The sequence below is a fragment of the Methanolinea mesophila genome (genome assembly GCF_017873855.1).
Classification (GTDB): domain Archaea; phylum Halobacteriota; class Methanomicrobia; order Methanomicrobiales; family Methanospirillaceae; genus Methanolinea_B; species Methanolinea_B mesophila.
The window spans coordinates 1,630,953-1,653,424 of record NZ_JAGGKR010000001.1; the positions used below are offsets into that span (position 1 = coordinate 1,630,953).

The following is a 22,472-nucleotide window of genomic DNA, read 5'->3' on the forward strand; positions in this document are numbered from 1 at the left end:
AAAGAAAAAATGGCTTATAGGTCAATATGTATCCTCCCTACCCTGACATCTGGTCAGGAGTAATTAGCTTACTTCAGTAGTGGATAAAGGTTCTGATTTCGATTAGGGACAAGATACGCAGGGATTTCCACTGCAACGCACAAGTTCCCATCTCCAGTGGAAATCTTGGGAAAATATTTTATAGTAGAAGTCATTCTCCTCACCTGGTGGATCGAATGCTCGAGATCATGAGATGTAATCTCTGTGGGAAACTCGCCATGATCATCCGCGACGGGGGGAGACGTACCATCTGCTGCGACCAGCTCATGGAGAAGCTCGCCGAACAGGGCCCCGGGGTGCCGGGCGAAGACCATGTCCCGGTGATCGAGAAGAAGGGAACGGGCATCCGGGTCAGGGTGCCTGGTATAGAATCGCCAATGGAGGCGGACCACTTCGTCGAGTGGATCGAGGTGACCGAAGGAAAGAAACTCCAGGTGATGGGACTGTCCCCCGGCGACACCCCGGAGGCGGAATTTTTCGGGGTCGGCCCCGGGTCGAAAGTTAGGGTCTACTGCGAAGATCACGGCCTCTGGTCGAACCGGCCGTCAAAACCGAAGGGGTGAACAGGTCGCGGTCACCCGGGAAAAGTCCAAAAGATCCCGTTATTTCATGTCCTTTTTCTCTCACGGGTACATGCTGATTCCGGCGTTGATTCGTCATCGGGATGATCCCGCGGGGGATATCCCTCGCACTGCAGAGTGCCTCGTCCTGTCGATACTCCCGGGAGACTGGTCTGAACCGACCATAGTCATGGTGTTCACAGGCCGGTGGGTGGGTAGGGACCAGGTATCGGAATGATGCAGGGACCGGTCCGCCAGGACCCGGAATGATTCATCAGCATTGAGAAAGAGATCCACATGGGAAAAAATGAAGAAGATCTCGCTTGTGTGTATCGCCGCGCTCGCGTGCGTTCTTATTTCCGGCTGCCTCGACGAGGGCGGGGACCGGGTTATCGGCACCTGGGAATGGTCGGACGGGAAAAACTATACCGAACGGTACACGTTCAACGAGGACCATACCTTCTCTGCCGAGGCGCTGGGTTCGACCTTTACCGGTACCTGGGAAGAGGAGTCGCCGGGCCATTACCTGGTGACCTATTGTAACGACGTCGATCCCGGATGTGCCGAACCTCTCATCGAGACCGTGCTCTATGACGAGACAACGGACGCGATCTATTTCCCGGCGCACTACCGGACCGGCTGAAGGGTGAGGCCCGGGGGCTACGAGGGGACTCCCGGGAAGCGAGGCGGCGGTCTTCCGGGAAACACTCCCTTCAGGCGGAAGCATATACTGATGATGGATAGGATTTCCGCAATCAGAACCCGCCACCGGGTAGCGTCCAACGTGACATTTGAAATAATGAGATGACTTTTTTATTGAATTCAGGAGCGTATCATGCAGTTCCTGCTCGCCCATTCCGGTCCAGGGATCCTCTCCGGAGAACCCCGGTACTATCGGAATTATCGCGGTTACGCTGATCGTGAGAACGAATTACACGAGCTGATCAGTTGACGATTCTAAAAAATGGGGGTTATACCGTCAGGCGGGATATGCCCGACTCGTAGCCGATGTTCTTGTCGAACACCCAGATCAGACCGCTGGCGGTCGAAGACTGGGAGAACACGATATCCGTGGCTTTATCGGTGGTGTTTCCCCGGCCCTCCTCGATATGGCCGTTCGTGTACGCCCCTGCCGAACCCACCGCAGGCCCGCTCCCGAGACCGGTGAGGCTCACGTCGTAGTTAAGAGCCACCGGGACATCAGCAGTGGGGGTCACGGTCCGTGACTGCGCCCGGGTCGCGAGCGACCCCTGGGAAAGGTCGAAGGAGCTCCCTGCGTTGACCGTGTTGTGGAATGCAGGTATCACTGTATTTTCCAGGAACGGGTTCACGCTCACGGATGACGCGTTCCTCGGCATTCCCATGGTATCGATCCCGATGTTCTCGGTCGATACCGCCCGTCCGGTACCGTTCCCGTCCCCGATCCCGTCGAACGAAAAGATCCTGGTCGAGTCCACGTTATACTGGCCCCGGGGTTTGTTCGCGGTATCGAGGGTAAATACCTTGTAGTACCCCGAAGTGCCACCGGTCGCGTGGGTGGATTCCCCGTACGTGCTCGTCGACTGGGCCTCTCCAGGCACCAGCACGCCATCGATCGCGTCTGAAGAGATCGTCCAGACCAGCGAGCTCGTCTCCGAGATGTCTCCGGTGGCGACAGTCGCCGCAGCGGCAAACCCTCCCGCGGAGAGGACCATCGCGAGTGCGATGGAAATTATGAAAATGCTGCTTTTTCTCATGGTATAATGCTCTTTCCTTACTGTACCGGGACATTCCGGCACCTGTACTCCCGGTTGACTCCCTGAAAATATCAACACGATTGTAGTGGCAATAGCTTCAATTCTATTGGAAGTTATGGATCCCCCGGAAGATATGATCCGCCGGGCGCGGCATGTCCGCGTGATAGCACCCCGGACCGATCATCAGTTCCAGGGAGTGGAATAACTACGATGTCGGGAGTATCGAAGAAGTCTGATGTAACCGAAATGACGTTCCGGGTGATCTGCCTGGCAGTTGCTCACCCCGGCAGGGCCTGCCGGCTTCGACCGTCCGGGTTCTTCTTATCGGTTGATCGCGAGCGATGTCCGCCAGGGTTAAACTAATGCGGAGGCTATCGCGCCGCGGTTGGCCCGAAGTGGCGGGTACAACGCCCGGGGAACATCACGAGGCAAGGATGCCGGCAAAGCCGGAAAAAAGTTAAAATCGGATCCGGGAGGCTTCAGTTAATGTTTCGGGAGGAGATAGAGGGCGGCCGCGAGGAGTGCGATGGTGATGGGAATTATCAGGACCTCCCAGGCAAGGTTCTCGTATCCCACGATGATGATGTTCTCCAGCACGTTGACGAAGAGGATGATGATGATCACCCCGGCGAGGCTTGTCTTCAACTCCCCGATACTGTTGATCTGGAGCCAGGAGGGGATCTTCTGCTTCTCCGGCTCGTCGGGATTCAGGATGAACAGGGTATAGATCCCGATCCCGAAGATCATCAGCACCAGGGCGAAGAGGAACACATCCACCGCCTGGACGATAAGCACCGTGACGAGCCCGTCCTCGGAGAGATGGGCCGGGAGGTTCATGTCGGTGTGGATATTGATGTCGGTGAAGAGCACCACCATGCCTTCGAATATCCGGGAAAGGCCGATGTAGAGGAGGAGGAACGAGCCTATGAGCGAGCCGATAACGGCGAGAAACGTGAGGTACCTGAATTTGTAGAGAGAATGAAAGGCCCTGGCCATGATGAATTATCGATTTTTTTGCACATTAAGGAAGTGGTTTTCAATGTCTGCCGGATCCGGGAGGCACAGGATGCCGGCGCCCGGATATCGGTGTCCGGGTCACACAATCTGCCGGTCTCAGATACCGTTCTGAACATGCCGCTCTTCAGTTTTTGAATCCGCCAGGAATCAGAATATCGGAGATCGCGGTGAAAGCTATGAGATCCGTGAGGTCTGCGACAACATCCTCACAGGGCTTTTGATACCCCGGGGGAACGATAACCGCAAAAAGAACTCCCCGCGGGTGGTCGCAGGTGCGACCCGGTGGAGTTCCATTCCCTGAATAAAGAAATGGATTGTCCGCCGAGGAAGGTTCATCCGCCGAAGAACCTGGCGATCCAGCGTGTATGCTTCCCGTGAAAGATCCTCCCCTCCTCGCTCACCTTCCGGATGTCCTCCACGGTGAAGAGCAGGTCGGGATAGTCTTTCTTCAGCAGGGCCACCAGGTTCTCGAGCTCTTTTCGGGGTACGATGAGGAGGAGCACCGAGACGTTCGGGGAGAACCGCCCTGTCCCCTCGACACGGGTGATCCCGTAGCCCATCTCCCCCAGCCGCTCGACCAGCGGGGCGGGGTCCCGGGGGCTGATGATCCGGACCAGCACGTTCCCGATACTGATCCGGTCTTCGATATTCATCCCCAGGATGGTACCGATACCGAATCCCACGATATAGGCGAGGATCCCGGGAATATTCTGCAGGTTGGTGAGCACCAGCCCGGTGGAGAGGAGCCAGATGCCGACCTTGACCACGCCTATCCCGGCGGCGAGGTACTTGTGACCCCGGCTGATGTAGACGGTCCGGATGGTCTCCATGCTGGTCTCCACGATCCGGGCCACCAGGATTATAAGGGGGAGATAGATCTCCGGGTTTGACATTCGCAGAGAGAAGGTGGCGTGTTCAAAGGTAAGGAGATTATGGTCCGACGAGTTCCGGAGGACCGCCCTCGTGAAAGAGAGCCGCCGGGTCTGCATGAAGAGAATCTTGGAAACGGGGCGGATACAAGAGGGTTTGCCCCCGCCGGACACTTGACCTCGGTGTCAGACTGAAAACGCCAGGAATATCCCGGTGGCGATCCCGGCCGCCATCAGCCCGGCCGTGAGGTAGCCCATACGGATATGCAGGCTGCGGACGATCGGTTTCCTGCTCTTCAGGTAAACCTTCGCGATCCCCGCCGCGAGCACGGTTACCGCCCCCAGGACGGCGATCCCCCCGATATAGGCATGGGGGACCCGGAGGTGCGGGCCTCCGGAGACGGCAACCATGTACATCGCTACCCCGAGTCCGGCGACCACGAACCCCGCCCCGGCGTGAGAGAGCCCTTTGTGCATCCGGAACCAGGCGGGCGTTGATCTCCGGGTCCTGGCGATGAACACTGCCGACCCGATGCAGGCGAACCCGACGAGGATGAGCCCCATGTGCAACGGCCAGATCGAAGGAATCCCCGAAGCGGCGGCCGAGCTGGGTAACGCGGCGACCTGCAGCTGCTCGGTGAGCGACCCGTACTTGTTGCAGGTTGCGGTCACTTCCAGGACCTCTCCTTGTTGTCCCTTAACCGGGTACTGGTAGGTGAACCTCGCATTCGCGGGCTGGGAGGTATACTGGTCCGCGATCACGACCTGCCCCCCGGACCGGACCACGACCTCTTTTATGTAATGGTCGCTCGTGTTGGTCACAAAATGGGTGATATCCACCGTGAGCTGCCCGGCGGAAGGATCGTAGGAGAGGGCGATGGCGGAGGGGGGGTGTGCGGTTACCGGCACGGCCAGGAAGGCGACGAGGAGGATAAAAACGAAAAAGGAGATCCGCCGCCGCCTCCCGTTCCGATTGCCCCCGGGAACCCGCAACGCTCCACTGCCACCTCTTTTTCCGGGCATGATCCCGCTCCACTCCACTCCACTCCTCTCCATTCCTCACTGTTGCTACTGTACGATCACGATTGCATGCTCGGTCTCGGGATGGTCGCTGCAATGGTTCGGATACACGCCGGGTTTGTCAAGCACCAGGGTGAACGTGTCCCCGGGGGTGAGGTCGCCCGAGTCCATCTCCGGGTAATTGGAGTGGGTCATGTGGGTATCCGAGTCGGCAGTGTGGTTCACGGTATCCATGTTCGTCCAGGTAACGGTGGTACCCGGGCTGACGATCACGTATCGCGGGTCTTTCTCACCGTTCACGATGTTGATGACGACCGCCGACTGTCCCCGGAGGTCGGTATAGGAACTCGCGAGAGACCGGTTTATAGAGAACTGGTAGGTCCCCTGCTCGCATCCCCCGGTCTCCAAGCAAGTAGTATAGGTCACCGTGTAGGTTCCGTCGGGTGCATCCGGGGAGAACATTTGCCGGAGGGTAACCCCGCTCTCGTCGACGGTTGCCGGCCCGACCCCGTATTCCACGCCGTTGTTCTTCACGCTCATGGACGAACCGGAGACCATGCGGGTATCGGTATCCACAACCACGTTGACCGGCGGGCCGGGGAATACCTCGCCCGCATAAGGGAGCGCATCCATGTAATGCGAGACCTGTTTCACCGCGGGCGCTGCCGCGGGCGATTGCGGGACCGGCGTGGTACACCCTGCACACCACACCGCGAGGATCAGGACGATCCCCGCGACCAGAACTGCAGATGATACGGACTTACGTGTCATGATGTTCCTTCTTTACCGAGGAGTGGCTGTATACTGAGGAACTATTTAATGATTCTCTCCCGCAATCCGGGATTCGGGGCCGAGGTGGATAGTATGCCAAAAAAGTCCTGAAAAACATCCTTTTCTTTCTCCCTCCCGCCTCACCCGGCACATGCGGATAACAAACCGTAAAACCTATCCCGGGGCTCGTCCTATCGCTTGATTTATGAATAAATTTGAGCAGAAGTGGGGGATTGTGCTTAAGGCGGCCGGCATTGTCATCGTACTGCTGCTCGTCCGTCTCGCAATCGACACATTCGGGCTCGACCTCATCACGGTGAATACGGTTGTGGGTTCCTTCGTCGGAGGAGCAATCTTCACGCTGGCCATCATCCTTACCGGAACCCTTGTGGATTTCAAGGAAGCAGAGAAAATTCCTGCGGAACTTGCCGGGGCATTCAAGAACGTGTACCAGGATGCACGGCTGATCCAGGTGGGGGATACTCGTACGGTGCGGGCAGTTCAGGAGCATGCGCAAAGGCTCCTTGCGGTGATCAATAGCAATTTCAAGGGGAACAGGTGGGATTCCCGGGAGATTACGGGTGCGATCGACCTCCTGAACGACGACATTGCGGCGCTCGCCATGCAGAACGTCCCCCCGCAGTTCCTGGTCAAACTGCGTGCAGAGGTCTCCGCAATCGAGCGGCTCACCAACCGGGTCCAGGTCATTGCCCGGACCTCGTTCATTCCGGCGGCGTATGCGATCGCGGAACTGGCAACGGTGGGGGTGTTGATTGTGCTCCTCTTCATCAAGCTTGACCCGTATTACGAAGGGCTGGTGATCTTCTTTGTCATCGCGGTGACGATCATCGGGCTCCTGCTACTTATCAAGGACATGGACGACCCGTTCGAATATGGAGCCCATGCGTATGCAGATGTCGATTTTACCATACTGTTCGAGATGGAGAATTACTTTTTGGAAAAAGAAGGAATCCCGGGCCCTGAACATTAAATAAGGGTTGAAAGGGCGGGATTTTTCAGCAGTGCGGGAAAATCCGGCCCTGCCCGGCAATGCACCGTTCAGGTGTACCCCGGGACCTGGGGAATTAATTTCATTCTTCCGGGAACGTGCCCTGCACTTCCCGCACGAACTCCTCGATCTGCGGGCCTACCGTCCGGGCATCCACATCCTTTTCGATGGTGAACCCCGAGGCTACGAAGAGCATCCCCTTCTCCCCGAGGATCTTCCGGACGAACATGATCGCGTAATCCGCTCCTCTGCCGCCCATCTCGGCAAATACGGAGAAATTCTTCCCCTCACAGTTGCTCACCCGGGAGAGATACTCGTGGACGTAGGGGGGGACCTTCCCGGACCATACGGGGGTGGCGACGACCAGGTGATCGATCCCCGAAAGGTCGGTCTGGCAGGGCCTGATCTTCTCTCTTCTCGTGAACAGGGCCTTCATTGCCTTGCCGAACATGCCCGGTCCGGGGTCGGCGAGCGGCTCTATTTTTACCAGCGGGGCGCCGAGTTTTCCTGCAATCTCTTGTGCGAGATATTCGGTGTGCCCTTTCCAGGAATAATACACGACAAGCACGTTCATAGGGATCATGAAGCAATGACCCGCACAGGATAAAAGACCTGCCCCCGGGACCGGGGATCGAACGGTCCCGGTTATTCCTCCCCCTGTTCTTCCGTCCCGGATCAGTCCGGCCAGTCCCGACCTCCATCACGACAGGTCATGGACCCGCATCCCCCGGCACCCGGTCCGGAAACGCGGAATCTTCATCCTTTTTGTCCTAAATTCGTGGAATATCCTTTAAAACTTCGTTATCGGCCCCGCAGGAACCGGAGTGGAGTTGTGTGGGCATCGCACATGCGGGAAAAAAGTTGCGCAGGATCCGGGGTGTCCGAAGGCCTCCCTTCCCAAACGGGAAATCCGGAATGCCCGGACCTGTGGAAATTAATTTATTTAACAATAATTATAATATCACGTAATACTTATTAACCCTTACAGAAGAGTACTTAGAAGGCATCAACATGAGAATATCAACTACTGTCTTTCTGATCGTTCTGGTCATTTTCGGCATTGTCTTTATCGCGCCTGTTCTTGCCGACGAACAAGGCGGGGATGCAGGAAATGTCACGTCTTCCGGTGATGAGGCGCTGACCAGCACCGTGAACGCCCTGGTTGCCGCTACCACCGCGACTACTGCCCCGACCCCCACCCCGTATGTCCCCTCCGGGAGCATCCAGGTCTCCTCGAATCCTACGGGAGCGTCGGTATGGGTGGACGGGGTCGCGAGCGGGATGACCCCGATCGTGGTCACCGGGCTTGCCCAGGGAAATCACCTGATTGAAGTTGAAAAGACCGGGTACAAGGACTGGGAATCATCGGTCTATGTCCAGGTGGGCTCGACGACCAATGTCTTTGCCGGACTTGTCGAGGGGGTCAGCCCCACCGTATCGGCCACCGCGACCACCGTGGCACCCACCACGGCGGGTACCACCGCGGTTCCCACCCCTGCATTTGGAAATCTCCAGATAGTCTCCGATCCGGAGGCCGCGAAGATCTACATCGACAACGCCTATCGCGGAATCACCCCCGGGATCATCTCGGACCTCACCACCGGGTACCACCTGGTGAGACTTGATAAGACCGGGTATCATTCGTGGGTACAGCAGGTCTATGTCTGGGGAGGCGAAACCACCCAGGTCCTCGCCACCCTGACTCCGGGCGACAGCACAGTCACGCCTACCGGGACCACCACCACGACCGTGACTGCGACAGCTACCCCCACTGCAACAACCACTCCGGTCAACAACTATACGGTCTCCGCAACGTTCGGGATCTACTCAACCCCTGCGAACGCATCGATTTACATAGATTCCGTTTACCGGGGAATGACCCCCCTGGTGGTCACCGGGCTTACCCAGGGATCTCATACGGTGAAGCTCCAGAAGACCGGCTATAAAACCTGGGAGACGACCGCCTACGGCCAGATAGGCGCCCTCACTACGATATATACCGCGCTGGTACCGGGTGCCGATCCCACCCCCACCGGGAACACGACGGGAACTGCTACCGTCACCACGATCCCCACACCCTCAACACCGCCCCATTACGGAACGCTCTCGGTGGTGTCTTTCCCCACCGGCGCAGCGATCTGGGTCGACGGGGTCAGTAAAGGACTCACCCCGGTCAACCTTGCCGGGACCCTCATCGGGAACCACACCGTGAAACTGGAGAAGACCGGCTACAAAACATGGCAGACCGTGGCCACTGTAACTGAAGGGAACACCACCAGGGTGAACGCGGAACTGGTACCGGTATCGGTGCCGAATACTTCCCCGACTCCCACCAAGACCGTGATCCCCACGTTCCCCACGCCCACCAAGACACCGACCCCCACCAAGACCCCGGTCCCGGCCGGGAACCTGATGGTGGTATCCAATCCGACCGGGGGAACGATTTACATCGATAATGTGCTCAAGGGAGATGCACCCCAGATCATCTCGAACATCCCCGCAGGGAATCATACCGTGATGGTGAACCTGACCGGGTACGAGAGCTGGAAGAGCACGGTCAATATCCAGCAGGGAACGCTCACCAGGATAGTCGCAAACCTGGTGCCCGGGTTCCTGTAATCTTCAGAATACCCTTTTTTCTCGAGATCAGGGCGTAGTACCCCCGGACGGGTTCTCTCTCAAAAAAAACACTCTCTCTCAGACGTGCCTGAGTACTCTCGCGGCACCCGGACCAGTCTTTACCGCTTCCGCCTCGAGCCTTACCATCCGGACGTGGGTCCGGCCTTCCCGGTCAGTCGGGTGGAACGCAAGGTAGCGGTCGACAACCTCGCCGATGAACTCTTCCTGTTTGCATGCAGGGAGTCGCTCCAGGAACGGGATCCAGGTGGTGCGGACCCATCCTTCGAGCCCCTGTCTGTCAGCGTGGACCATGTCCACCGGAACGAGATCGACACGAAGAGGGATGAATCCTGCCGCTTCCAGCAGCACGGAATATTCCCTGTCGGAACAGAACCGCCAGGGGGGTGTGAATCCTTCGAAAAATGATTTCCACTGGTATTCGGTGGCAATCGTGGTGGCAATAACAAAGAAATCCTCTGCGTTGCCGTATCCCCCCATCTGGAAGAGAAGCCTTCCACCGGGTTTCAATGCCCGGGAGAGCCGTTCAAGCAGTTGTCCCTGCTCACGGATCCAATGCAGGGCGGCGTTGGAGAATGCGAGGTCGAACTCCGACTCGAAGATCATCTCCCGGGCATCGACCGCGATAAAGTGGCAGTTGGGGTACTCCGCGACAGGGTAACGGAACCGTGCGTGGGCGATCATCTCCCCGGAGCGATCAATACCGGTGACCTCGCCCCGGGGAAGCAGGGAGGCGATCATCGCGGTGAGGGCACCGTCTCCGCATCCGATGTCGAGGACCCGCTCATCCCCCCGAAGGGAAAGTTTCCCGATCAGGTCTTCGCCCCACTTTTTCTGGGCCGAAGAATGCCGTGCGTAGTCGCCGGGGTTCCAGGTGTACACGGGATCCGTTCCTCAAAGGATTACTGCGCGCTGCACCATGAAAAACAAGAGGGCGGGAGGGACAAACAATCGATCCACCCCGGTCAGGGATTGTATCCGAAACACCGCCATACCATCGCCAGGGGCGCAATGCCATACTCCCGGGGGCTGTATGCGTGAAGGACCGGGGTTCCTTGTCCGTGATTGTATCCGAAACGCCGCCATAATGCCACCCGGTGGCTCAATGCAACGCTCCCGGGGGCTGTAGATGAGCAGGACCATAAGTCCCTGTCCGGAGCCCGGGTTATTTACGGCGCTCTTCCTCGGCCCCGTAGTGTTTCCGCATGAATTCCCGGACCTTTGCGGATTCGATCCACCCCTGGTCGAGCTGGGTGATGATGGCATTGATCTCCTCGGCCTGCCGGATGATCTTTTCCCCGGTCTCGCCCCCCTCGAGGGATGCAAGCCCCACGATCACCGAGAGGGGGTTCCGGATCTCGTCGTTTAAGATCGCCATCTGCATGAAGTTCTTGTCAATCTGGCTGAATGCCTCCCGTTTCAGTTCTTCGATCCTGACCCGGTCCGTGACGTCATGCATCACATTGACATACCCGTCGATCTTGTGGTCCGGATCACGCGTCGCGATGGTGATGAGGTCCACGTAGAGGAGCGTCCCATCCTTTTTCCGCTGCCTGGTCTGCCCGTACCAGACTCCTTTCTCCCTGCTGGCCCGGTAGTTCTCCCTCTCTTCAATTCCGGGAAACTGGCTCCGGAGAAGGTCTTCAAGCTTCTTTCCGGTCGCCTCGTCGCGCTCCCAGCCAAACATCGCCACCGCTTTCGGGCTCCAGGAGGTGATCCGGAAGTTCTCGTCCACCGTCACGATCGCCTCGGCCACCTCGGAGAGCAGGCGCCCCTGGTAGGCGATACGTTCCTCCGCGTTCTTCATGTCGGAAACATCGATGAACGAGGCCATCATGCAGAGCGGCGTCCCTGTCCCGTCGTGCACCAGGTTCACCAGGAGGTCCGCGTAAAACTTCGTCCCGTCGCGCCTGACGGGCTCGACCTGGCCGATCCACCCGCCGTCTTTCATCGTAGTATCGATGATGGTCTTGATCAGCTCTTTTTCGAACTCGTTCCGTGGGTCGAAGGAGAAAATGGAATTGCCAAGCACCTCTTCCGCACGGGTATAGCCGAACATTTTCAGGAACGAGTCATTGACGTAGGTGAACCGTCCGTCGAGGTTCGCGAGAGCGATCCCGGAGACCGAGGAGTTGAGGGCGTACCCCTTTACCAGGAGCTCTTTTTCTGCCGCGTCCCTCGCAACCCTGGTTCGGATGGACCGGACCCCGAAGGAGAGATCGGCCGAGAGCTGCAGGAGGAGCGCCACCTCTTCGTTGTCAAACGCTTCACTGCTCGTGGAATAGATGACCAGCACGAGGGGCGACGGATCGCCGGAGAGCAGCGACAGGGCTATCAGGGACCTGCAGTCCGGACAGAGTGCGCATTCCGTACGGAGAGGGTCTTCCGTCCCCGGCTCCGGACACCTCATGATAACGGGAGAAGACTTCGCCACGGCCTGTTCCGCGATCGATTCCTCCCTCGAAAGGTCCCGCCCTCGAGAAAAAATGTCTTCTCCCTTCACCCCCGGGGACCTTGCACATACCAGGGGAGACAGGCGGTGCGGATGGTTCCGGGGTGAAAGCGACCCTACCCAGCTGAACGGATAGTCCCCCGAGGTGACCAGGATGTCGCAGATCTGCTGGAGGAGTTCGGGCTCGGTCTTTGCCTTGACCAGGTCGGAGTTGTATTCGCTGATCACCTCGAGCGCCCGGTTCATCTTCTTCAGGGTCGCCTTTTCCTGTTCCAGGTCCCGGGTCCTCTCCTTCACCGCCCGGGTAAGCGAGGAATGAGAGGATATTCCCAGGAATACGAGGCCGCTCACCAGGAAGAGGGTGGCGAGGCCCCCGGCCCAGAAGACTCCCATCCGCCCTGCAACCGCGGCGTCCCACCCGCCGGGAGGGGTTGCGGCGAAGTCCCAGAACCCGTCCTGGACGCTTATCCTCCGGATGACAGGAGATTCGCCAAATACGGCGGGATCACCGTAGAAGACCTCACCGGACCCGTCCCGTATCGCAAGCGCAAGCGCCGAGGTATTCCCGGGCCCGAGCGATTCCTGGAGAAGGGGGGAGAGATCGAAGGTTACGGTGAGGATGCCCCATACCTCGCTCTCGTTCCGGATTGCCTTCCTGATCACCAGGGTCTGGCTCCCGTCAGGGTGTGTCATGGGACGCCCCACCACCACGTCGTTCGACTCCAGGGCACGTGCCACTTCAGTCCTCACCTCAGGGTCAGAGGAATGGACGAGGTCGACCCGGGGGTTCCCGGTCGGGTTATTTGAGGAGTACTGGTACTCCACAACTCCCCCGGGGGCTATGGAGATGTCCTGAATGGCGGGATTGGAAGAGGCGGTAATGAAAAGAATTTCATAAAAATCAGGAGGGGCTGTTGATTCCACCTGACCCTCGACCGTCGCGCCGGTATCCCGGACCAATACGATCCGGGAATAGAGGGAATTTTCAAGGCCGTTCCTGTACACCATCAGGTGCCGGTCGGTGACAATCCTGTCCTGGCCCTCCAGGCTGTCGACGTAGACTTGGGCGCCCCAGCTGAGGAGCAGGAGAAGAACTACGAAGATGACGATCGCTCCAAGGAAGGGGTGGGCCCTGAGCCGATGCCTGAACGCCTGGATATTCTGGTCCTTGCCGGAAGGGGCTGCCATCTGAAACATCACCGGTTTCCCGGGAATGGGGTGGTGGGGAGGTTCCATCCGGGATTTGTATGCCTCAATTATGCTCGCGGGTATATAAGTTGCTCTATGAAATCCGTCGGAATAAATTGCCTGATATACTTCGGATCCTATGGAGTGCCGGGGGCCGCAGGGCGGAAAGTGCCGGACAGGATATTCCCACAAAATTCCGGTGATACGGAGTTTTCAAGGGATCTTCACCGCGTCTCCCCTCACCATGGCCCCGTGAGCGATGTGGATCCTGGCCGGATGGTATGAGAGCAGGGTCCGGATGCTCATCTTCGCGGTCTCGACGTCTTCGGCCCAGAAGGGGAGCCCGGGGCGCCCGGAAGGCGGGTGGGCGAAAAGAAGGTCCCCTGCGAGTGCATCTCCGGAGGAGAGAAGAATGGAGACCGATCCCGGGGTGTGGCCGGGGGTACATAGTACCGTGCCGGATATCCCGTAGGGTTCAAGGCTCATTCCCTCCCGAAGGACCAGGTCCGGGTCCAGTGAAGGAAACGAGGATTTCTTTTTTCCTCCGAAGAACGGCCCGAGGACTCTCCCCAAAAGACTTGTGGGACGGAGGCACCCCTGGTCGCCGCACCGGAGCATCTCCGCATCGGCGGGGTGGATGGCAACCCCGGCCCCGGTCCGGGCACGGAGCTCCGCGGCCGAGCCCGCGTGGTCGGCATGGCCGTGGGTCAGGAGAATCAGGCGGACATCCCGGGGCGCAATGGTATTTTGCTCCATTACCCGGAGGATCGTATCCGCACTCCCGGGAAACCCGGTATCAACGAGGATCACCCCCTTTTGCCTTACGATGAATGCCGTGGTGATACCGAGCCTGACCGGGATAACCTCGGGCACTGGTCTTGTCTCCTGCATCGTGCTCCCAGAAGAAGGACGGATACCAAGGGGATAAACATTTTCAGGATTAATACTCCCCGCCACCAAAGAAATCCCGCAAGGTGCTCCCTGATTACTCCCCGTTCGGATTTTTTGGGTTAACTTTTTGGGTTAACTATATGCCCGATATTCGCAGAGAGAACATTACCGCCGGGGGGCGGCCCAATGCAATCCACGCCGATATCGCTGTTCATCGAGATATACGTTGATCCCTCGATATGCACCGGGTGCGGGACCTGCGTGGACCAGTGCTCCATGGGGGTGTTCGAGATGGCGAAGAAGGTCGCTGAACCGATCCGGGGGAATTCATGCATCGGGTGCTTCCAGTGCAAGAATTTCTGCCCAACGGGGGCGATTCAGACCCGGTGGGTTATGCGGGCGTGACGAATCCGGTTCATGGCTCTTTACCGGCCGTCGCATGGATGTATTCCTGCCACCTCGCAATCGAAGCGGGAAAATGTGTTCCGGTACATGATGCCGCATAGATCCCTGAAACGCCATTATATACCTGATTTTTTGCCGAACGTGAAGAATATCAGTACCAGACCCGGGAACCTCTCCGATATCTTCCGGCACTCGAAAAAAGAAGGAATGGAGGCCGGTTATTATCCTACGAGGTACTCGCCCGGGGCAGTGATCCGGGATGTATAGCTCATGACCTTCTGGAAGAGGGTAATCTCGCCGCTTGCGGTCGATGTCTCGGAGTAGACCAGATCCTCGGCTTTCACGTCCTCCATAGCACTGTAGTACCTTGCTTCCTGGACATGCACATCGATATACGATTCCGCACTGCCCATCGCGGGGATATCCCCAAACCCGGTCAGCTTGATGTTGTAGTTCGATTCGACACCCGGATCGGAGACCGGGAGATCCCATCCCTCGATCCCTCCCCGGATACCTCCCTTCTCCATGATATAACGCTGTTCGGTGTCCGTGGCAAGCGAACCGAGAGTCAGGTCGACGACGCTCCCTTCCTGGACGATATTGCAGAAGTCAGGGTTAACGGTAAGCCCCGGGCTGGCGAAGGGACAGATCATGATATCTTCATCCATGAATGCCGATCCCGCCCCGTCAAGTACAGAGTTTTCGGATGAGGTCATCCGGCCGGTATCCGTCCCGATGAACTCGACCACTTTATCGGTCCTGATATTGAACAGGCCAGTCGTTGCGGCACCGGCAGTATCGGTGGTCATTCCCTTGGCATAGGTGACGAGCCCCTGGTCGGCGATGGTGTTCTCGGTATAGGTACTGGTATATTCGGCCCGCTCCGTAGTCCCTGCGAGTGGGTAAGGCAGCGTTGATCCCTCTTCGACGTAGTTTGCGATGATGTTCACAACGCTGTCGGTCTCGGTCACCGTACCGATTGCAGACATTGCGGTCGAGGTGACGAACCCCTGGGTCTCGGGGACCTGGGGACAACCGGTGTCGGCCATGGCGGGGAGGGTACAAAGTACCAGCGCAATAGCGGACAAAACCAAAATCTCTTTGATCATAATTCACCCTTTTCGGACAGGTGCTGAACAAATCAGCACGAAAAAATAAAATTTTCGATAATAAAAATGTTTTTATTGTTTTTGAGAAGGTCTTTCTCTTCTCTGCCAGGTGGGATGAGCGCCTGGCGAACATAGGATGCCCGATGTCGCCGGTCCATCGATGTGAAAACCACAACGCGATGAGTTCCACCTTCCGAAGAATCCCAATTTTTGCCTCTTCCCGCACTCGAATCGGTCCGGGACAATTTTGTATACGAGGGTTTCGCGAATATGAGCCGCTCCCCGGTGAGCCGAGAGGCATCGAGAGGGTGCAGCCAACGGGAAATATTTACAGGGAGGAGAGAGAATTCTGGTACACGCCCGGGAACGGAATGCCCGGAGTATCACACCATGCCCGAAGAGATGAATCACAGGTCCCGTAAAGTCCCGGGAGAGCCACGTACTATGAAGACTGCCCTGATACCCGGGGTCCCGGCAGTGCTTCTGGTCATTGCACTCGTGCTCATCATGATCGCTATTCCTGCGGCGGTATGCGCCGACAACACCACAGTGACGACCACGCAGACGACGAACGCCACCACAACAGCGCCGACGGGCACGCAGACGACCTCGGAGACCACGGTCCAGACCACCGTCACCACGACGAACACCCAGACGACAATAGCGTCATCTGCGCCGGTTGCCGCGGTCGCCTGGTTCGCTGCAGAACCCCTCTACGGGAGCGCCCCGTTGGGCGTCCAGTTCACCGATACCTCGACGGGAGGAACTCCCACGTCGTGGGAATGGTTTTTCGGCGACGGTACAACTGCGTATGTACAAAATCCGTACCATATCTATACCGAACCAGGGACCTACAGCGTGAGCATGAACACGGTCATCGGCGGGTTTAGTTACACCGCCATCAGGAACGATTTGATCGAGGTGAGAACGCCCGAGACCACTGCGACCACCACGGCAACCACGACCGCCACAACCACCACGACCTCGGTTACCACGACATCGTCGACCGGATCCGGGGTTGAGGCGGCATTCTTCGGGGCACCCCGCAGAGGAAGCGCGCCGCTCACCGTAACATTCATGGATGCATCGACGGGGTCTCCCGGGTCCTGGCAGTGGGACTTTGGAGATGGCGAGACCAGTACCCTTGCCAACCCGTCCCATACGTACACCCAGACCGGGGCTTACACGGTGACCCTGACCGTCACGGGGGGGGGTGCCAGCGATGAAATGAAACTCCCCAACTACGTCACGGTGTCAGCCCCCACCTCCCCGGTTACGACGCAGACGACGGCACCGGTATCCGTCACGGGAACAACCCGGGCACCCGGAACGGGTGCATCGTTATCCACGGAATCCACCGCGGCAGTGCCATCCGGCGGAGGGATTGACCTCGGCGGGTTATCCGGTATCATCATCGCTATCGTGGTGATCGCGATCATTGCAGCAATAGCGGTTATGATCTATCGCAGGCGCAACCGCTACGATCTCCTGAAATAAATTTTTCCGCAGGGCTTCTGCTGGATCGTGGCGATCCGGACTGGACAGCTGTCAGTACGAGGGTGGAAACAATACGACATCCCGAAGGGTTACCGGTCCGCAAAATAATAGGAAATCTTGGAATTATGCCGCCATTGCCCGGCGAATGGGAGTGAAATTCAACTACCATGGGAGCGCGGCGATGAAAGATTCGTCGTGCTATAACTCAAAAAAAAAAATTATGTCGGGGGCGTAAATACGCCCGGGGAGGTAATCTTTGAGTTATAGTTCATTACCTTCTGGAAGAGGGTAATATCTCCGCTTGCGGTTGTAGTCTCGGAGTAGACCAGATCTTCCGCTTTGGGATACAAGGGCTCAATGCCCGGCCCCGGCTCGCCATAGAGCGACCTCCCTTCCTGAACATGTACATCGATGTAGGCCTCGGCGCTGCCCATAGCAGGAACATCACCGAACCCGGTTAATTTTATGGAATAATCGGACTCGACACCGGGATCTGAGACCGGTACATCAATGGCCGTGTCACTTGCCGACTTTTTCATGATGTACCGCTGATCGCTCGTGGTGGCGAGTGAACCGAGTGTCAGGTCGACGCTGCTCCCTTCCTGAACGATATTGCAGAATCCCGCATTGAATTGCCCCTGCCCTGCTGCAAAGGGACAGATCATGATTGACTGGGTCAGGAATGAGGTTGCCGCGCCGTCAATGACGCTGTTCTCATCGGAAGTCATCCGGCCGGTATCGGTCCCGACGAACTCCACGACTTTGTCGGTGTGCACATTGAACAGGTTCTCGGTTGCCATGCCGGAGGTATCAGTGCTCATACCCTTTGTGTACGTGACAAGTCCCTGATCGGCGATGGTGTTCTCGGTATATGTGCCGACATATTCCGTTTGATCTATGTAAAGAGTGGTCAGTGGAGCGGGTATCGGCAAGTTCAATGCGAGGCTTCCCACGATATTTACCACACTATCTGTCTCGGTCACCGTGCCGAGTGCGGAAATCGCCGTGGAAGTCGAAAATCCCTGGGTCTCGGGGACCTGAGGGACTCCGGTATCGGCCATCGCACCAAAGGTACAGAGTACGAGTGCGATTGCCGTGAGTAGAATAATTTTTTTAATGGTAAACATTCCCCCTACATTTTGCTGATTTCTCAGCAGATAAAAATGAAATTCAACTTATATATAAGTGCATCTATGAAATGCGTGCCGGTTTCGCTCTTAAATGTAATTCCAGGGAGTATAGGATTCCGGTGTGGTAATCTATCATCAATAATTCATCACTTTCCGGAAGCGTATTGATACTCTCCGCTCGCAGCGGAGTGTTCTGAATATGCCTTCAATCGGGGAATAAAGTTATCCCGGGGAGGGGATGGAGACGGTGCAGTGATTTTTGAATTGGAACTCGTACCCTTCTCAAAGAGGGTAGGTTCTCACCGCGTGCGGCGGAGGGCTTGACGAGAAGGTTGGCCCGCCTTCGGGGTGCGGTCGGTTCCGACCGTGAACTCGATAATCTCTCTCCCTTCCTTAAGAGGCACATCGATGTGGTGGTATCGTTCTCTAACGTGGTGCAAGAGACAGAAGATGGTCCTCTTTCAAAAGAAAAAAAAAGTGAAATTAAGCTCCAGTCGGAATGATCGATGTTCCCGTCCCTGTAATCTTTGAGTTGTAGCTCATTACTTTCTGGAACAGGCTGATATCCCCGCTGGCGGTAGTGGTCTCGGAGTATACCAGGTCTTCGGCCTTGGGGTCATGAATTCCTGGTACCGGGAATGACAGGTGGATCCGGCCTTCCTGGGCATGGACATCGATGGAAGCCTCTGCACTTCCCATGGCAGGGATATCCCCAAATCCGGTGAGCTTGATGCTGTAATCAGACTCGACACCCGGGTCCGAGACCGGCAGATCGGGATCACCGTCTCCACTCGCCTTTTTCATGATATAGCGCTGCTGTGTCCCGGTGGTGAGCGAACCGAGGGTCAGGTCGACACTGCTCCCTTCCTGAACGATATTGCAGAATGCCGGGTTAACATTGTTAGTTCCCGATGCAAACGGGCATATCAGGATCTCCGAATCAAGGAATGATATACCGGCGCCGTCAAGGACCGTGTTCTCGTCCGAGGTCATGCGTCCGGTATCGCTGCCGATGAACTCGACTACTTTGTCAGTCTCCACATTGAACAGGTTGGGGGTTGGCACTCCGGCCGTATCAGTGGTCATTGATTTTGCATAGGTGACCAGGCCCTGGTCTGCGATCGTGCTTTCGGTATACGTGCTGGTGTATTCGGCGTGATCTCTGACCAGGAGCCCCAGCGGATAAGGCAGGGTCTCATGGCCGCAGTTCGCGATAATGTTCACGACGCTGTCGGTCTCGGTGACCGTCCCGATCGCTGACATAGTCGTTGAGGTCGAGAATCCCTGGGTTTCGGGGACCTGAGGGACTCCGGTATCGGCCATCGCGAGCCCGGTACAGAGTACGAGCGCGATAGCAGTCAGTAGAACAAATCTCTTAATGGTAAAATTCCCCCTACTTTCTGCTGATTTCTCAGCAGATACGATTAAAATTTAACGTATATATAAAACCATCTATTGAAAAATTCACGTTTTTATGTGAGAAAAAAGGTTAAATGAATATCCGGTACCCGGGACCGGTGATCTTTGAATTATAGTTCATCACTTTCTGGAAGAGGGTGATGTCGCCGCTTGCGGTCGTGGTCTCCGAGTATACCAGGTCTTCTGCTTTATCAAAACCTAACCGGGATTCCTGGGCATGCACCTCGATAGAGGCTTCCGCACTCCCCATCGCAGGGATGTCACCGAAGCCGGTAAGCTTGATCGAATAATCTGACTCGACTCCCGGATCTGAAACCGGATATTGATAATCAGGGTTCATGACCGAAGGACCGGCGTTTTCCATGATATATCGCTGAGCAGTCTCCGTGGTGAGCGAGCCGAGGGTGAGATCAACACCGGATCCTTCCTGAACAATGTTGCAGAACGGCGGATTTATATTAATACCCGGGCTGGCGAAGGGGCAAATAAGTATATTGCTATCACCGAACATCGTTCCGGCTCCGTCGAGAACAGTGTTTTCATCCGAGACCATTCTGCCGGTGTCGGTCCCGATAAACTCGACTACTTTGCTGGTCTGCACATTGAACAGATTTGTCGTCGCCATCCCGGACGTATCGGTGCTCATACCCTTTGTGTAAGTGATAAGACCCTGGTCTGCGATGGTCTCTTCAGTGTAGGTGCTGGTGTACTCTGATTGTTCCCCAACCGCACCCATAGGGAATGGAAGGGTGGGTCCTCCATGATTGGCAATGATATTTACAATATTGTCAGTTTCGGTCACCGTCCCCAGAACGGACATCGCAGTGGCCGTGGTAAACCCCTGGGTCTCAGGGACCTGGGGGCAGCCGGTATCTGCCATTGCATATCCCGTGCCAAGCACGAAGACAAGAGTCATCAAGAGAATGAGATTTTTACGGATCGTAACATTCCTCCTACGTTTTTTGCTGAATACTCAGCAGATATTCTGTGAAAGTTATAGGATATAAAATATTTTTGGTGAAAAATGTGATTTTTCAGAGAAAATCTGTTGATATCCCTAGTTATGCAGTAAAGGAATTCGGAAAATAGTTCAATGGAGCGAACCGGCGGTGAGGGGGATGTGACACCATGCCGAGGTGCACTCTTACCTGACGGATGGCAACGGTAGAGGAAAGGCCACTATCCCTCGGATCCATGAAGACCACAGGCGTGCGTACAGCCGCACCCGACCTGACGAAGAACCCTTTTGCAGGCGTTCGCGAGGAATTTTGCCGCACGTTTCACCTGAATGAACCGACAAGTTCAACAAATTGATATATGGTCTGCTCATATCTTTTGTACAATGGTCCGGGACTCCATCATGAGGCTCCGGCGGCAGGAGATCGGGTTTTTCATGAAATCCTGCTGGGAAGGCTTTTTGTCTTCCCCTTCCCGCCCCACGGATATTCAGTAAGTCCCGGAACAGGATAGAGGGGAAACGCGGATACTCACTTCAGTGCCCGGGGGAGTGCAATCCCCCCCACGAGACCTCCCGGTTATGCCCGCGTTTCTCCTCCACACACATCGCCATATTTTTCAGGTCTTTTTCCTTTCACGAGCCGTGGCGAGGTTTCCCCATCCCATCCGGGCCCGATGGTATGGATTGGGGATGCTCCGGACTGGGGCAGACAGGGAATCACCAGCACGAGCATCTGGTGCAGGGTCACACTATGCGTGCCCGTACCCTTTATACCAGGGAGTGCCACAGGAACCGCATGCACCTCTCCATGCGTCATCAGTTCAGGCTCCGGATCCCCGAGCCGTTCGATTTTCCGCTCACTGTTGCCAAGCCCGCGGGGTGGCACTGGGCCACTCCGAAAGAGACGTTCGAGGACGGAGTCCTTTGGAGCGGGATCCGTATCGGGGACGTCCCGGTCGGCCTGAAGATGCAGTCGGGGACATCGGGGGTAAATGTCCGTGTATTCTGTGAGGAATCCCTTGACTCAGGGACACTCGGGGAGTTACAAGCCCAGGTAGGGACGGGCCTCGGCGCAGGGGAGGACCTTGCCGGGTTCTACCGGTTCGCCCGGGATGATCCCGTTCTCTCTGCCACTGTCGACGACCTCTACGGGATGCGGGTAGGGATGTTCGACGACATCTTCGGGGACACCATACTCGCGATCCTTCTCCAGATGGCGCCCATGACCAGGAGCAACCAGATGATGCAGGCGGTGCTGGATCTTTACGGCACGGCCCTCGAATTTGATGATAAAGCGGTGACCCTCTGGCCTACCGCCCGGAAGATTGCCGGGGTCGATCCTGGAGAGCTCCGTGGGAAGGCAAAACTCGGGTACCGGGCGGAACGGCTGGTGCAGGCGGCGCACTACCTGGCAGAGCACCCCCTTTCCATGAGGGAGCTCTCCCGGCTCCCCCCGGACCAAGCCGAAAGGATGGTGAGGGACATTCCGGGCATCGGTCCATATTCCGCGGGGATCATTCTCGGGGGGAGCTCCCTCCCGGTGGATACCTGGTCCGTGATGTTCCTCTCGGAGCTCTTCCTCGGGGCGACACCGGAACACCCCCGTAAGGAGATCCCCCGCGTGGTAACGGAACTTACTGCGAGGTGGGGAGAGTGGAGCTGGATGGCCTTCGTGTACGTGGCAAACGATCTCCCGAACCTCGCCAAAACATACAAACTCTCCAGGATAACCTGAAAAAAACCCTAAAATTCGGGCATTTTTTTC

General features: G+C 56.9%; 20 protein-coding genes. 7 read left to right on the forward strand and 13 right to left on the reverse strand.

Features of this window, described 5'->3' with window-relative positions; all coding sequences use genetic code 11:
• The first annotated feature begins 215 nt into the window (after nt 1-215).
• Together J2741_RS07665 and J2741_RS07670 are read left to right on the forward strand one after the other, a co-directional pair.
• Nucleotides 216-602 carry a desulfoferrodoxin family protein gene (locus tag J2741_RS07665; RefSeq protein ID WP_245249666.1) on the forward strand — a complete coding sequence of 129 codons (387 nt, stop codon included), beginning with the start codon at nt 216-218 and terminating at the stop codon, nt 600-602.
• A 304-nt stretch (nt 603-906) separates the two neighbouring features.
• Nucleotides 907-1,242: a hypothetical protein gene (locus J2741_RS07670; protein ID WP_209674524.1), complete on the forward strand. Its 336-nt coding sequence runs from the start codon at nt 907-909 to the stop codon at nt 1,240-1,242.
• Between the two features lie 328 nt (nt 1,243-1,570).
• On the opposite strand, the gene J2741_RS07675 is transcribed toward J2741_RS07670, so the two are convergent.
• The 5 genes from J2741_RS07675 to J2741_RS07695 form a co-directional block, all read right to left on the reverse strand.
• Nucleotides 1,571-2,335, reverse strand: a complete 765-nt coding sequence (locus J2741_RS07675) for a hypothetical protein (protein ID WP_209674526.1) — start codon at nt 2,333-2,335, stop codon at nt 1,571-1,573.
• A 483-nt stretch (nt 2,336-2,818) separates the two neighbouring features.
• The gene (locus J2741_RS07680; protein WP_209674527.1) at nt 2,819-3,331 is read right to left on the reverse strand and encodes a YqhA family protein; all 513 of its coding nucleotides are present in this window, start codon (nt 3,329-3,331) and stop codon (nt 2,819-2,821) included.
• Between the two features lie 353 nt (nt 3,332-3,684).
• Nucleotides 3,685-4,341, reverse strand: coding sequence for a DUF2179 domain-containing protein (locus J2741_RS07685; protein ID WP_245249446.1), 657 nt, complete (start codon nt 4,339-4,341; stop codon nt 3,685-3,687).
• A gap of 66 nt (nt 4,342-4,407) precedes the next feature.
• The gene (locus J2741_RS07690) at nt 4,408-5,277 is read right to left on the reverse strand and encodes a hypothetical protein (protein ID WP_209674528.1); all 870 of its coding nucleotides are present in this window, start codon (nt 5,275-5,277) and stop codon (nt 4,408-4,410) included.
• A 12-nt stretch (nt 5,278-5,289) separates the two neighbouring features.
• Entirely contained in the window at nt 5,290-6,012 is a 723-nt protein-coding gene (locus J2741_RS07695; protein ID WP_209674529.1) for a hypothetical protein, read from the reverse strand.
• A gap of 205 nt (nt 6,013-6,217) precedes the next feature.
• On the opposite strand from J2741_RS07695, the gene J2741_RS07700 reads away from it, so the two are divergent.
• Nucleotides 6,218-7,003, forward strand: a complete 786-nt coding sequence (locus tag J2741_RS07700; RefSeq protein ID WP_209674530.1) for a hypothetical protein — start codon at nt 6,218-6,220, stop codon at nt 7,001-7,003.
• 100 nt (nt 7,004-7,103) lie between these two features.
• Here J2741_RS07700 and J2741_RS07705 read toward each other — a convergent pair whose 3' ends face one another.
• Nucleotides 7,104-7,604: a flavodoxin family protein gene (locus J2741_RS07705; RefSeq protein ID WP_245249448.1), complete on the reverse strand. Its 501-nt coding sequence runs from the start codon at nt 7,602-7,604 to the stop codon at nt 7,104-7,106.
• Nucleotides 7,605-8,032: 428 nt separating this feature from the next.
• On the opposite strand from J2741_RS07705, the gene J2741_RS07710 reads away from it, so the two are divergent.
• Nucleotides 8,033-9,640 carry a PEGA domain-containing protein gene (locus J2741_RS07710; protein ID WP_209674531.1) on the forward strand — a complete coding sequence of 536 codons (1,608 nt, stop codon included), beginning with the start codon at nt 8,033-8,035 and terminating at the stop codon, nt 9,638-9,640.
• Nucleotides 9,641-9,718: 78 nt separating this feature from the next.
• Here the strand turns inward: J2741_RS07710 and J2741_RS07715 are convergent, their stop codons facing one another.
• The 3 genes from J2741_RS07715 to J2741_RS07725 form a co-directional block, all read right to left on the reverse strand.
• On the reverse strand, nt 9,719-10,540 hold the full coding sequence (locus J2741_RS07715) for a methyltransferase domain-containing protein (RefSeq protein ID WP_209674532.1): 822 nt from the start codon (nt 10,538-10,540) through the stop codon (nt 9,719-9,721).
• Nucleotides 10,541-10,823: 283 nt separating this feature from the next.
• Nucleotides 10,824-13,298 carry a PAS domain S-box protein gene (locus tag J2741_RS07720; protein ID WP_209674533.1) on the reverse strand — a complete coding sequence of 825 codons (2,475 nt, stop codon included), beginning with the start codon at nt 13,296-13,298 and terminating at the stop codon, nt 10,824-10,826.
• A gap of 213 nt (nt 13,299-13,511) precedes the next feature.
• Entirely contained in the window at nt 13,512-14,171 is a 660-nt protein-coding gene (locus J2741_RS07725; RefSeq protein ID WP_209674534.1) for an MBL fold metallo-hydrolase, read from the reverse strand.
• A 204-nt stretch (nt 14,172-14,375) separates the two neighbouring features.
• Between J2741_RS07725 and J2741_RS07730 the strand changes: the two genes are divergently transcribed.
• Entirely contained in the window at nt 14,376-14,594 is a 219-nt protein-coding gene (locus tag J2741_RS07730) for a 4Fe-4S dicluster domain-containing protein (protein WP_209674536.1), read from the forward strand.
• Between the two features lie 221 nt (nt 14,595-14,815).
• Here the strand turns inward: J2741_RS07730 and J2741_RS07735 are convergent, their stop codons facing one another.
• Nucleotides 14,816-15,703 (reverse strand): hypothetical protein, encoded by an 888-nt coding sequence (locus tag J2741_RS07735; RefSeq protein WP_209674538.1) that lies wholly within the window; start codon nt 15,701-15,703, stop codon nt 14,816-14,818.
• Between the two features lie 444 nt (nt 15,704-16,147).
• On the opposite strand from J2741_RS07735, the gene J2741_RS13030 reads away from it, so the two are divergent.
• On the forward strand, nt 16,148-17,200 hold the full coding sequence (locus tag J2741_RS13030; RefSeq protein WP_209674540.1) for a PKD domain-containing protein: 1,053 nt from the start codon (nt 16,148-16,150) through the stop codon (nt 17,198-17,200).
• Between the two features lie 218 nt (nt 17,201-17,418).
• On the opposite strand, the gene J2741_RS07745 is transcribed toward J2741_RS13030, so the two are convergent.
• The 3 genes from J2741_RS07745 to J2741_RS07755 form a co-directional block, all read right to left on the reverse strand.
• Entirely contained in the window at nt 17,419-18,327 is a 909-nt protein-coding gene (locus tag J2741_RS07745; RefSeq protein ID WP_209674542.1) for a hypothetical protein, read from the reverse strand.
• A gap of 486 nt (nt 18,328-18,813) precedes the next feature.
• Nucleotides 18,814-19,653: a hypothetical protein gene (locus J2741_RS07750; RefSeq protein WP_209674544.1), complete on the reverse strand. Its 840-nt coding sequence runs from the start codon at nt 19,651-19,653 to the stop codon at nt 18,814-18,816.
• 166 nt (nt 19,654-19,819) lie between these two features.
• Nucleotides 19,820-20,665: a hypothetical protein gene (locus J2741_RS07755; RefSeq protein WP_209674546.1), complete on the reverse strand. Its 846-nt coding sequence runs from the start codon at nt 20,663-20,665 to the stop codon at nt 19,820-19,822.
• Nucleotides 20,666-21,458: 793 nt separating this feature from the next.
• Between J2741_RS07755 and J2741_RS07760 the strand changes: the two genes are divergently transcribed.
• Nucleotides 21,459-22,442 carry a DNA-3-methyladenine glycosylase family protein gene (locus J2741_RS07760; RefSeq protein WP_209674548.1) on the forward strand — a complete coding sequence of 328 codons (984 nt, stop codon included), beginning with the start codon at nt 21,459-21,461 and terminating at the stop codon, nt 22,440-22,442.
• The last annotated feature ends 30 nt before the right edge of the window (nt 22,443-22,472 follow it).

Excerpts from the sequence above, each read along its gene's own strand:
- J2741_RS07665 (WP_245249666.1), top strand. The coding sequence starts at position 216 with ATGCTCGAGATCATGAGATGTAATCTCTGTGGGAAACTCGCCATGATC.
- J2741_RS07670 (WP_209674524.1), top strand. The coding sequence starts at position 907 with ATGAAGAAGATCTCGCTTGTGTGTATCGCCGCGCTCGCGTGCGTTCTT.
- J2741_RS07675 (WP_209674526.1), bottom strand. The coding sequence starts at position 2,335 with ATGAGAAAAAGCAGCATTTTCATAATTTCCATCGCACTCGCGATGGTC.
- J2741_RS07680 (WP_209674527.1), bottom strand. The coding sequence starts at position 3,331 with ATGGCCAGGGCCTTTCATTCTCTCTACAAATTCAGGTACCTCACGTTT.
- J2741_RS07685 (WP_245249446.1), bottom strand. The coding sequence starts at position 4,341 with ATGCAGACCCGGCGGCTCTCTTTCACGAGGGCGGTCCTCCGGAACTCG.
- J2741_RS07690 (WP_209674528.1), bottom strand. The coding sequence starts at position 5,277 with ATGGAGAGGAGTGGAGTGGAGTGGAGCGGGATCATGCCCGGAAAAAGA.
- J2741_RS07695 (WP_209674529.1), bottom strand. The coding sequence starts at position 6,012 with ATGACACGTAAGTCCGTATCATCTGCAGTTCTGGTCGCGGGGATCGTC.
- J2741_RS07700 (WP_209674530.1), top strand. The coding sequence starts at position 6,218 with ATGAATAAATTTGAGCAGAAGTGGGGGATTGTGCTTAAGGCGGCCGGC.
- J2741_RS07705 (WP_245249448.1), bottom strand. The coding sequence starts at position 7,604 with ATGATCCCTATGAACGTGCTTGTCGTGTATTATTCCTGGAAAGGGCAC.
- J2741_RS07710 (WP_209674531.1), top strand. The coding sequence starts at position 8,033 with ATGAGAATATCAACTACTGTCTTTCTGATCGTTCTGGTCATTTTCGGC.
- J2741_RS07720 (WP_209674533.1), bottom strand. The coding sequence starts at position 13,298 with ATGGCAGCCCCTTCCGGCAAGGACCAGAATATCCAGGCGTTCAGGCAT.
- J2741_RS07730 (WP_209674536.1), top strand. The coding sequence starts at position 14,376 with ATGCAATCCACGCCGATATCGCTGTTCATCGAGATATACGTTGATCCC.
- J2741_RS07735 (WP_209674538.1), bottom strand. The coding sequence starts at position 15,703 with ATGATCAAAGAGATTTTGGTTTTGTCCGCTATTGCGCTGGTACTTTGT.
- J2741_RS13030 (WP_209674540.1), top strand. The coding sequence starts at position 16,148 with ATGAAGACTGCCCTGATACCCGGGGTCCCGGCAGTGCTTCTGGTCATT.
- J2741_RS07745 (WP_209674542.1), bottom strand. The coding sequence starts at position 18,327 with ATGTTTACCATTAAAAAAATTATTCTACTCACGGCAATCGCACTCGTA.
- J2741_RS07750 (WP_209674544.1), bottom strand. The coding sequence starts at position 19,653 with ATGGCCGATACCGGAGTCCCTCAGGTCCCCGAAACCCAGGGATTCTCG.
- J2741_RS07755 (WP_209674546.1), bottom strand. The coding sequence starts at position 20,665 with ATGACTCTTGTCTTCGTGCTTGGCACGGGATATGCAATGGCAGATACC.
- J2741_RS07760 (WP_209674548.1), top strand. The coding sequence starts at position 21,459 with ATGCGTGCCCGTACCCTTTATACCAGGGAGTGCCACAGGAACCGCATG.